Source organism: Nodosilinea sp. LEGE 07298, assembly GCF_015207265.1.
Classification (GTDB): Bacteria; Cyanobacteriota; Cyanobacteriia; order Phormidesmidales; family Phormidesmidaceae; genus Nodosilinea.
On record NZ_JADEXE010000247.1, the window covers coordinates 1 to 10,128 of the forward strand.

At 59.8% G+C, this 10,128-nt stretch carries 8 protein-coding genes and 1 pseudogene; 3 read left to right on the top strand and 6 right to left on the bottom strand.

Features of this window, described 5'->3' with window-relative positions:
- The 3 genes and pseudogenes from IQ273_RS25000 to hetZ form a co-directional block, all read right to left on the bottom strand.
- A pseudogene (locus IQ273_RS25000) lies at positions 1-236 on the bottom strand (transglutaminase); the annotation flags it as partial.
- Positions 237-303: 67 nt separating this feature from the next.
- The gene (locus IQ273_RS25005) at positions 304-1,290 is read right to left on the bottom strand and encodes a hypothetical protein (RefSeq protein ID WP_194025859.1); all 987 of its coding nucleotides are present in this window, start codon (positions 1,288-1,290) and stop codon (positions 304-306) included.
- A gap of 40 nt (positions 1,291-1,330) precedes the next feature.
- Positions 1,331-2,437, bottom strand: coding sequence for a heterocyst differentiation protein HetZ (gene hetZ / locus IQ273_RS25010; protein WP_397198634.1), 1,107 nt, complete (start codon positions 2,435-2,437; stop codon positions 1,331-1,333).
- Between the two features lie 380 nt (positions 2,438-2,817).
- Between hetZ and IQ273_RS25015 the strand changes: the two genes are divergently transcribed.
- Positions 2,818-3,291 (top strand): hypothetical protein, encoded by a 474-nt coding sequence (locus tag IQ273_RS25015; RefSeq protein WP_194025861.1) that lies wholly within the window; start codon positions 2,818-2,820, stop codon positions 3,289-3,291.
- 67 nt (positions 3,292-3,358) lie between these two features.
- Here IQ273_RS25015 and IQ273_RS25020 read toward each other — a convergent pair whose 3' ends face one another.
- The 3 genes from IQ273_RS25020 to IQ273_RS25030 are packed head-to-tail and all read right to left on the bottom strand — an operon-like array spanning position 3,359 to position 8,543.
- Entirely contained in the window at positions 3,359-7,060 is a 3,702-nt protein-coding gene (locus IQ273_RS25020) for a CAAX protease (protein ID WP_194025862.1), read from the bottom strand.
- Complete coding sequence (locus IQ273_RS25025) at positions 7,053-7,967, bottom strand: PHP domain-containing protein (protein WP_194025863.1); 915 nt, start codon at positions 7,965-7,967, stop codon at positions 7,053-7,055. Before IQ273_RS25025 ends, IQ273_RS25020 begins: the two co-directional genes overlap by 8 nt.
- Positions 7,968-8,021: 54 nt before the next feature.
- Positions 8,022-8,543, bottom strand: coding sequence for a hypothetical protein (locus IQ273_RS25030; protein ID WP_194025864.1), 522 nt, complete (start codon positions 8,541-8,543; stop codon positions 8,022-8,024).
- 268 nt (positions 8,544-8,811) lie between these two features.
- On the opposite strand from IQ273_RS25030, the gene IQ273_RS25035 reads away from it, so the two are divergent.
- Both IQ273_RS25035 and ndk read left to right on the top strand, forming a co-directional pair.
- Positions 8,812-9,396, top strand: a complete 585-nt coding sequence (locus IQ273_RS25035) for a hypothetical protein (RefSeq protein ID WP_194025865.1) — start codon at positions 8,812-8,814, stop codon at positions 9,394-9,396.
- A gap of 128 nt (positions 9,397-9,524) precedes the next feature.
- Complete coding sequence (gene ndk, locus IQ273_RS25040; RefSeq protein WP_194025866.1) at positions 9,525-9,974, top strand: nucleoside-diphosphate kinase; 450 nt, start codon at positions 9,525-9,527, stop codon at positions 9,972-9,974.
- Positions 9,975-10,128 lie beyond the last annotated feature (154 nt).

The window sequence follows — 10,128 nt, forward strand, 5'->3', positions numbered from 1 at the left end:
ATATTGCGATCGCGACGACGTTGCCAGCTAAAGGCAGCCCCCACCGCACTGAGGGGAATGGCTAGCAGGTTCCACCACGACGCAGCTGTGACCCCCGCCGCCGCCACCACCACCGAGCAAATGCCCAGCGTGACCAGCCCTTGTACCAGCCCCCGCAGCAGCCGGGAGTCTTCAATTTCCTCAGGAGGAATGGGCCTGGCTAAAGGAGAAGAGGCCAGCCAGCGCGAAGCGACCATAGACATAACCGAGGTAGGGCCGACTCCATGCTAACCGCTGGGCCAGCCCCTGCCCAGAGGCACTCAGCTAGTCGCCAACCATTACCTGAAAGCTCAGCGGTACCCCTTGAGACTGAGCCAGGCTGATATCTAGCCGCAGCACTGCGCCGGGCTGAGTCACTAGGCGCAGCACCAGCTCGCCGGGGGTAGAGCGCTCCGACCCGGCGGTCTCACCCAAGCCGGTCAGCACCAGACTGCCGCCTTCTGGCAGTACAGCTTTTACCTCTATCTGGGGCTGGTTGTAGGTAGCCTGCACGGTCAGCAGACCCGAGGTGGTCAACCAGGACTGCTGTTGGCTCGGATTGTCCTTAGATACCGTCAGCGATAGGGCTTCAAAAATGCCCTGGGCAGCTAGCATAGCCAGCGCCACCTGCTGTTGGGGAGAGGCCGTGGCATAGTCGACCTGGGCCAGGGTATCGGTTTGGGCCGACCGGTAAGCTGGCCGAGCCACTAGACCCGCAATATATTCCAGAGTTTGGGGCTGGTCAGGAAACAGCCCCTCGACGGCAGCCACCAGCCGCCGACCGGTCTGGCGCATGTCGTCGGCCACCTGCTGGCACTGGTTTAGCAGGTTAGCCAGTACATCTTCTGGCACCCCAGTGGGAACCGAAAGATTCTTGAGATGGTCTAACCAAATGGAGGCGGTACCGGACTGTAGGGCGTCGGGATAGTCCTGTAGTCCCTTCTCCCAGGGAAATAGCGGCGGACGGTGGGCAATTTCTTGCCGCAGGCGGCGCTTCAAAAGGGCTTCAAAATGAGGTTGCACAGTGGATAGGTCTCCAGAGTCAAAGACAGGGTTATACGTGGCGTTGCTCGCGTTGTCAGTTGAAGCCGCTGGCGCTGGGGTAGATTCGTAACCAGGGTAGACCGTGGGAGCAGGCAAGATCTCTGGCTCAGCCGACTCAGCGTTAACAGCGGGAGAAAAACGAGTTCCTGATGGTGAGTCATCCGCCGAAAGTGGCTCTAGCAAAAGCTTTAGCAAGAGGTCTTCGAGGATATCTGAATCTCTATTCATGGCCTGCTGTAGTCTGTCCGGATGGATGTTTGATGGATAATTAAACGTTACGAATCTCCCAGGCTTGCTCTAGCAGCTTAGTCCACTGCTTTTGAAACTGGGTGGTAGTCATGCCCAAAATTTTAGCGGCTTCGCCATCGGCTATGCCCTGCTGTTTGAGATTCAGCAGCTTGCTCTGCTTGGTGTTCAGAGCGTCTTGCAGCTGCTGCCACTGCTGGGCCGTTAGCCCTAGGTTGGTCTCTAGGCCCGCCTCTAGCCACTCGTGCACCAGTTCCCAGTGGTGGGAGAGGGCAAAGCGCAGCAGGTGGTACTTGAACCGCTGCTGTAGGTAGTCGCGCTGGCGCGGCGTGAGATTGAGCAGCGACTCAATTTCCTGGGTGGGCAGGTCGAGCAGCCGCAGGGTAAAGTAGTCGGCGCACTCGTCCTGGTTGCGTTCTTTGAGGTAGGCCAGTAGCTCTTCGACCACCCGCCCCCGCAAAGAGTTTTCAGGCAGGTCGTCAGCCTGGGCAATCATTTCTTCGCGCACCCGCTGGTGCGAGGCCGCTGGGCGCACATCGTCGCCCTCGCCGCCGTAGTCGGTGGCCTGCTCGATATCGATCGCCACTTCGGGGGGCTGCTGCTTAGAGAAGGTCTGAGCCCGCAGAATGATCAGCTGCTGACTGCGCCGACCGGGCAGCGGAATGCGCCGCTTGCCGTAGCGCTCGGAAAAGGCCATGAACTCGGCTAGCTCTAGCAGCGTGCGAGGCTGGTAGCGATCGCCGAGCTGGTTTTCGCGCCGAAAGGCGTTTAGCGCCTCGACATAAAAGCCCTGCAAGAAATCTTCGATCAGCGCCAGACGGGCCTGGTAGCTGGTCTGCACCTGGGGCGGCGTAATGTAGCGGTAGACAATGGCGCTGAGGGTGCTGTGCAGCTCCACTCTGCCCTGCCGAGACCCCAGGCTGTAGTACTTAATACACTGGTCAAGCCGGTGCTTGCCCAACGATCTGGCCCAGGCCTCGACATCGCCCGAAGCCTGAATGCGATCGCTTTCATTGCATATGCGATGCACCTCCTCGGCCAGGCGCTCGGCCATGACCCGGCACCCGGCTTCTGAAGCACCGGTACCAGTCTTTAAATCTTGGTAGAAAAGCTGACTAAGCGAATCCACACTCACTGCACAGATACCCTGACTCAATCTGGCTATCCTCAAAAAGCTACACAAATCCGTGAAGCGATATTCAGGTATTTACTGACATGGTGGATGCGCCCGCTGCAACCCTGGAATGGGCGATCGCCTTTGACTAGCCCAAACATACAGACTCAACTACGCTGAAAAAGTTCAGGCCTGGTAGATTAGCGGCCTAGGGTTGCAAGCTACTCAGCAGTCTAGCATCTGTCCGTAATTTTATGGATGCGGGGCCACACACCCCCCTGCGCTAAAGTGAGGCTAGATTCGGACGTAACGGCAGGCTATTGCCCCCAGCCCTACAGGCCCATGACCAAGGTTCAGCCCCAGGCTGGCCCACAAAAAACACTCGGTACCCGCTTATGGATCTTGACGCCCAAATTGCCTCCCTCCAGCAAAGCGCCCCCAACGATGGGGTCACAGCCAACGCTATTACCACCATTGCACCGACTCTGACGGCGATCGCAGGCCAGCTCAAGCACGAGCAGTACTACGTGCTGCAAACCCTAGAGCAGGGCTGGATGATGACTACCCTCAGCAACCGCAACCAGCCCAACAGCCAAAAAAATATTGTCTACGCCTACCCCACCCTGCAAGATGCCGCTACCGGCCAGGCGACCATCAAAGACCCTCAGGTGATGGCCCTGCCGGTGCCTGTCGTGCACATCCTGTTTCAGCTCCTGGCCATGCAGCCCATCGATAGCCTGATCTTTTTTGAAACCCCTGGCCAAATCGGCCAGGGCGTAGAAATTCGCCGCCAGGATATGCAGGCCCTAATTCAAGCCCAGCTTCAGCAGGCTCAGCAGAGTAATCCTATCCCCCCTGACATGGCTTAAAGCTGACCTCTGAAATAAACCTGACGCTGCAACACTAGCCAGACTACGTACTCAGTTCCACGATCGCCTACAGCGTGAACGGGGCCAGGGGCGCAATATCGGGATCATGGCCGCCAATCTGGTTCGTGCGCAGTACCCAGAGGGCGGCTCCGTGGCTGAGACAAAGCTGAGTCATGGTGTCACTGGCTTTACGAGGCAGCATGGTGCGCCAGCTCAACAGACCCCGCCCCAGAGTCTTCAGCGGAAAGTCTGACAAGTTACTGCCCAGAGATTCTTGCTCGTCGGCCCAGTCCGCTCGGGCGCTGCCAAAGGGGAGCAGCTTTTTCTGAAGGTTGCGGCGCAGGTTGAGGAGCTGCTGAAACTGCTTGGCCTGGTCGGGGTTTTGGGCTTCCCAGGCTTTGAGAGTGGTTCGGTGGGCCATGACGGCGGCTTCTATGTGAATGGCGCTAGCGTACATGGCCTGATTAGAGTCTTGGGCGCAGTTGTTGGCGGGGCCAACGTAGGTGACGCCTGTGCCATCGCCCGTGCGGTAGCGGGCTGTCATCAGCTCTAGCTCCAGGCGCAGCTCATCGAGGGCCGACCAGAGGCTGCCACTGAAGTCGAAGGGCTGGGTATAGGCGGGCAGCTTGATCAAAATATCCGATACGGGCCGGGTGCCCATAAAGCCCCACTGGCGATCGCCCATATACAGCGACCAATCCAAAGTGCCCGCTACCAGCCCGCGCCGGTTGTGAGTATAGACCTGGTGATAATGGATATCGAATTGCAGTTCGTCGGCCAGGGGTTCGCGCACCACGGTGGCAATACCGTAGGCAAAGTGGCCAAAGTAGATGGGGCCTTGGGCGGCGGGCTCGCGTTTCTGGCCGCCAATACCGCCGTAGACATGCACCAGCAGCGCCTGATCGCCCTCTTGCCATTGGGCCATAGCGGCTAGTTCAGTGGCGGCTTTGGGGGCAATAAGTACCGACTCGGTAGTGCCTTTTTTTTGCTCCAGGTCGCTCCACGACTCGCGGCGCAGGTGCTGTCTACCCTGGCGGGCGCTAGTAATCAAGCGATCGGGCTGGAGCTGAAACAGACGCCGAGGCCGCAGGGCTTTCACTACAAAGTCGCCATCGTGGGTCTGAGCACCATAGATATACCAGCCGGTGCTGTTTTGGGGCGATCGCTCTAGCCCGGCGTTGGTAAAGGGGGCTACCCCATTGTCGTCAGACACCACCGCAGGCAGCCGCACTGTTTCGCTCAGTCCATCAAAAGCCCGAGTGGCCGGGTTGTAGTGGACTACCCGGTAGCGCTCCAGGGCATCATCGGCTGGGCCTAAAAACTGCACCAGAGCGGTGTAGGGGCCGGAGATTTGGATCGGCTCGTGGGCAATGGTGAGGGTGAGTGAGTGAGTGGGTGGGTGAGTAGGTGAGGCGGTGGGGGAATGGGGGAGCAAGCCCTTGTCTACCACTACGGGCTTTGGCAGTTTTACGATGATGTCATCAATGGGGTGAGCCCCGGCTAGCGATTCGAGCGGAGTGACCAGTCGCCAGTGGTTGAGGCGAGTGGGCAAAATTAGCCCCTGGCGGTGAGAATCTTCGGCTTCGGCGCTGAAATGAATATCGCGGGTAACGGCCTGGAATCGCTTTTTGAGGTCTGATTCGCCCCGCCAGCCCAGGGGTACCCGCTGGCCCAGCCAGGTGCGATAGGCGGGCGGCGTGTGCAGCAGTTCTAGCCACACGTCGTCAAGATGGGGGCGTTGCTCGGGCTCGGGCAGCACCAGCCGCCCCACCCAGTCGCCCACGGGGCGGTACCAGGGGGTCGGCAGAGTTTGCTGCACCGGGTAGTAGCTGGGGTGGTTAAAGGCAGCGCTCTGAAAGTGGTAGTAGTTACCCAGCCTAACCACCTGAATTTTTTGAATGTCCAGGTGCTGGCGCAGGTCGCCCACCAAAATATTGAGGGTGAGGTCTAGAGTTTGCTGGAGGTGACTGCGGCCATCGGGCAAAATCGCCTGGTCGTCGAGTACGCCCCCCGGCGTTTGATGGCTGACTGGCCCCAGGCTAATGAAGGTGATTTTGCCCTTACGCTTGGCCCGGTTCCAGTAGGAGAGCGGCGCGATTTTCCAGCGGCGGGGGAACATAATCGGCCCCAGGCGCTCAACCCGGTCTTTGGTGCCCACCAGGTGGTAGAGCTGCTCGGCCTCGGTGGCGCGACCGTTGCCGCTGATCACCCCCGCCAGAGAAACGATCTCAATCGGTGCCCCTAACGCCTGTTTTAGAAAGGGCAAAATGCCCAGGGCGATCTGCCCGCCGCCGCTGTAGCCAATTAACGTTAGGGGAATGCCGCCTGCGGCAGGGTAACCGACCTGCACCAGGCTTTCGTAGACCCGTTGGGCGACCCCCTGGTTATAGATGGGGCCAAAGCGCTGGTCGGCAGACACCGCCACAATTAGAATGTTGCGCAGGTTGATCACCATGCCCACCCAGGGGCCGAGGCGCTTGGTCAATGACTCGATACCGCGCCAAAAGAAGGCCAGGGGTCGGTCTTGGGTCAGCGATCGATTCAGCACCGAGTAGGGAATTAGCCCTTTGACCAAGGCAATGTCGGTAGGCAGGGTTTGGCCTAGCTCGTCGAGATAGCGGGCCACGGTGGGCTGATAGTCGGCGGTGGACTGGTTAATGCCGTCGAGGTAGACAATGAATCGCCGTGGGTAGGCGTGGTTATCACCGGCTTCATCCACTGGCTGAGGGTTGAGCCTATCGACCCCATCGCCGTACCAGCCGGCCCACCAGCCCAGGGCTTCTAGGGGGGCCAGCATAGCGGCTACGACCAGAGCGATCGCGCCAATCCAGATCAAATCAGCCAGCCAGCGGGCCGTTCGGCTCTGCCCCTGCCAGGTCGTCATCACCGCCCGCAGGGGTTCTAGGCTGAGGGCCACCAGCAGAGCCAGCAGGGCCAGCCCCAGGTAGATCCACAGCAGGTTGAGCCGCCGCGATCGCCGCTGAGATAGCTCCTCTAGGGCTCTGGGTGTCAGGGCTTTGGGTGACAGTGGTTTCGCCGCGATCGCCCCAGGGGTCATGGGTATGGGCGGGGGCGCGATCGCCCCAGCAGGCCGATCTTCATTTCTGGACTCTGGCCGCTCTGTTCCTAAGGAATGAGCCGCAATTAAGGTCTTGAGCCGGTCGCGGTTGACGACCAGCTTCACTCCGGCGGTGCGATTGGTGAGCCAGCGACCCAGGTTTACAATCGGCTGCCCTACGGTCTGCTGCAGCACCAGTAGCACAACCCAGCCCAGCGCCACGTGGCTTACCGCCTGTGTGGCGGTGAGATTGGCCAGCACCGCAAAGCCCACCACCACCGCTAGCAAATTCCACACCAGCAGCAGCCGCAGGACTGGCACGCCCAGGTAGGGCATCGCGCCAAAGAAGCTAAAGATCAGCGGTAGGTAGCTAAAGGCCAGGCTGTCGGTCACCGCCTGCCACGGAATGGACTGATCTAAAAACCAGCGGCTGGCCAGCCAAATGCTCAGCGCCCAAAAGAGATAGCCTGCCACAAACAGCAGCGCTGCCAGTACCAGACTCAGCGCAAACCGCAGGGGTTTTACCCGGTTAACAAACAAAATAATGCTCTGAGCCACCGCCTGAGACAGCCCCGCCACAAACACCACTGCCAACGCCAGGGCGTCGACGGTGTCGGCTGGAAACTGGCGCAGGGCTAAAAATGCTTCAGGGTCGAGGGTTAAAATCCCTCCCAGAACCCGACTCAGGGTGTCAAAGGTCAGGTCATTCATGGTCTGCCGGGTCGGTTGCCAAACCTGTCGCGGCCTGCTTAAGCGGCTCTAGTAGCGCTAGGGGAAGATGCAGGTGGTTGAGCCCGATGGGGGTATGGGTTTGTTTTTTGGACGGCAGCTTGGCATTAGAACCGCCTTGGCTTGACGGTTTGGATAAAGGTTTTGGCTCTGGGGGGCCGTGGTAGTCGCTGCCGCCGGTCATCAGCAGGCCGTAGTGGCGACAGTAGTCCTCTAGCCGCCGCACATCGCTAGGGCTGTGGTGAGGATGGTACACCTCAACGCCCATCAGCCCTGCCTCTACGAGCTGAGGCATGAGGGCATCTACGGTTGACCCCTTGAATAGACAGGGGTGCGCCCACACCGGCACCGCCCCGCAGTCTCGCAGCAGCTGGATGCCCTCGGCGGCCGAAAATTTTTCGTACTGTACGTAGGCGGGGCCGTGGTCGCCCAGCCAGCGGTCAAAGGCTTCTCGCTTGGTGGCGGCGTGGCCAGCTTTGACCAGCGCTGTCGCCAGGTGGGGGCGGCCCGGGGCCATACTGCCCGGCATGGCGGGCAGCTCAATGGGGTAGCCCAGCGCGGCTAGTTTTTCGGCCATCTGCTGGGCGCGGCGACGACGACCTTCGATTCGTTCTCTTAGGGGTGGCTCCAGCAGGTCGCGGTTGGGGTAGAAGCCCAGAATATGCAGCGATCGCCCGTTTTCTACCGTACTTAGCTCTACTCCCGGCACCACCTCCAGCTCGCGGCCTGATGCCTCTTTTGATGCGTCAAGGGCCTCATCCCACCCGGCCAGAGTGTCGTGGTCGGTAATGGCCAGCGCTTTGACCCCAGCGGCGATCGCTGCCGCCACCAGCTCCGCTGGAGTCAGGGTGCCGTCTGAAAAGGTTGTGTGGCTGTGCAGGTCGAGCATTGCGGTGGATCTAAGCAGCTGGGATATTTTCTTCCATTGTGCCGTATTGCCCACCTATGCCGTTCCCCCAGCCTGATCAATGGCCTGGTCAATAGCTTGCTCGACCAGAGCCTTTGCCTTTTGGTCGAGGGTAAGCCAGTTGATCTCACCATCGGGGTCGAGCAGGACCGGGTCAACGGTGACGGGATGGTCGGGTCGATAGTCGCTAAAGCACACCGCAAAACACAGCTCCCACACGTCGAGGGTAGCGGTTCGGTGCTCCTCGGCTGGGGCAGTATCAATGCTCTGGGTGAGCCGCAGCTCATAGCTGGGGATGGGGGTGGGTAGCTGGCCGAGCTGCTGGCGAATACTCTCTTCTGCGGCTGGGGATGCTCCCTCTAGCTGAGCGGCCAGATCGCGGACCTGCTGTCGCTGGGCGGCGGTGGTCTCCCCAGGCCAGCGCACCTGCTCCAGGTAGTCGCTGCGCCAGTTGAGGGTTTCCGTATGCTTGCGAATATTGTCGACCACGCGAATGAGGCAGGGCTGCATGAGCTGGGCAGCTAGAGTTTCGTCGGTAGGGGTAGCAAAGGTCAGCATGGGGGCGGCTATGGCAGCATAGGGAAAACGCTACAGGGTGCGGCCCCGGCCCGGTCGGGCAAAATTAGTGGGCGAGCTTAACGTAGCAGTGCGTGACAGCATTTTAGCTGACCCCAGGCGACCCCGATCGCTAGTGCCAGATGCCAAACTATTCTGTAAATTCCTGCTCTGTTTCTCAAGCCCTAACCCCCTGGCACGGCGAATTTTTGTTTTCAAGCCTCTGAGCTTTCTGCGCTTAGATCCCTGCTCCCAAACCCTTGAGGACTATATGCCCCTGCGGCCTTTCCACAGCCCCGGCGCTGGGCTTGAATATAGTTTGCTGCTGGCCCTCATCATGGCCGGGGCGGCTCTGGTCACGGTGCTGCTGATTCAGCTCTTGCTGCCCTGGCTGCTGCTGGGTGGGCTAGTGGGCGGTGCCCTCTGGTACTGGCGGCGGCGCAAAGCCCGAGAAAAGTCGCTACACCAGCTTTTCTATGCCCAAATTGCTGCCCACCAGGGCCGCCTGAGCGTACTTGATTTTGCGATCGCGGCCCAGATTACCGGTCGCGAGGCCCGCCAGTTTCTTGACCAGCGCGCCGAGGAGTTTTGGGGCGACTTTGAGCCTACCCCCACCGGGGACGTGCTCTACACCTTTCGATCGCCAAGTACAGCGGCGGCTAAGGCGGTAACGCCTCTCACCCTATCGCTGACCGCCGCCGACCTGGCTCAGCGGCTGGGCTGTGTGGCTGTCGATGTGGTCAACCACCACACGCAGCCCCATTTCTGGCAGTGGAGCCGCGATCGCGACCCCGACGGCTGCGGCTGGCGCTATGATGCAGAGCGCGATCGCTACTGGCCAGACCTTAACGACTAGGGCTTAAACCATAAATCTTTGACCAAATCCTTTACAAAGTGGCCGCCGTTTCCCAGCATAGAAAAGGTCTTTCAACCACAGACTCTTTCGCAACCAACCCTTTCACCACGCATTAGGAACAGGTATTTATGGAACGCACTTTTTTGATGATCAAGCCCGACGGCGTGCAGCGCGGTCTGGTCAGCAACATCATTGGTCGGTTTGAAACCAAGGGCTTTACCCTGGTAGGCATGAAGTTCATGGCCGTCTCTCGCGAACTGGCCGAAAAGCACTATGACGTGCACCGCGAGCGCCCCTTCTTCGCCGGGCTGGTTGATTTCATCACCTCTGGCCCGGTCGTGGCCATGGTGTGGGAAGGCGAGGGCGTGATTGCCTCAGCCCGCAAAATTATCGGCGCTACTAAGCCCTTAGAGGCCGAACCCGGCACTATTCGCGGCGACCTGGGCGTCACCGTTGGCCGCAACATTATCCACGGCTCCGACGCACCCGAAACTGCCCAGGCCGAGATTGCCCTGTGGTTTGGCGACAGCGAATTGGTCAGCTGGGAACCCGCCGCTAAGGGCTGGCTCTACGAGTAATGGTTCGGGAAACGGATTAACTCAATCCTAGTTCCAACTTATTTTGTGTCGGCTTTCCTGGGCAACGGCCTTCTGCCATTTAACGAAGAGGCAATCAGCAGGTTGCGCACCCAGTTGTCGTGATAGCGGAAACCGTTGAGTTGTTCAAAGGGGC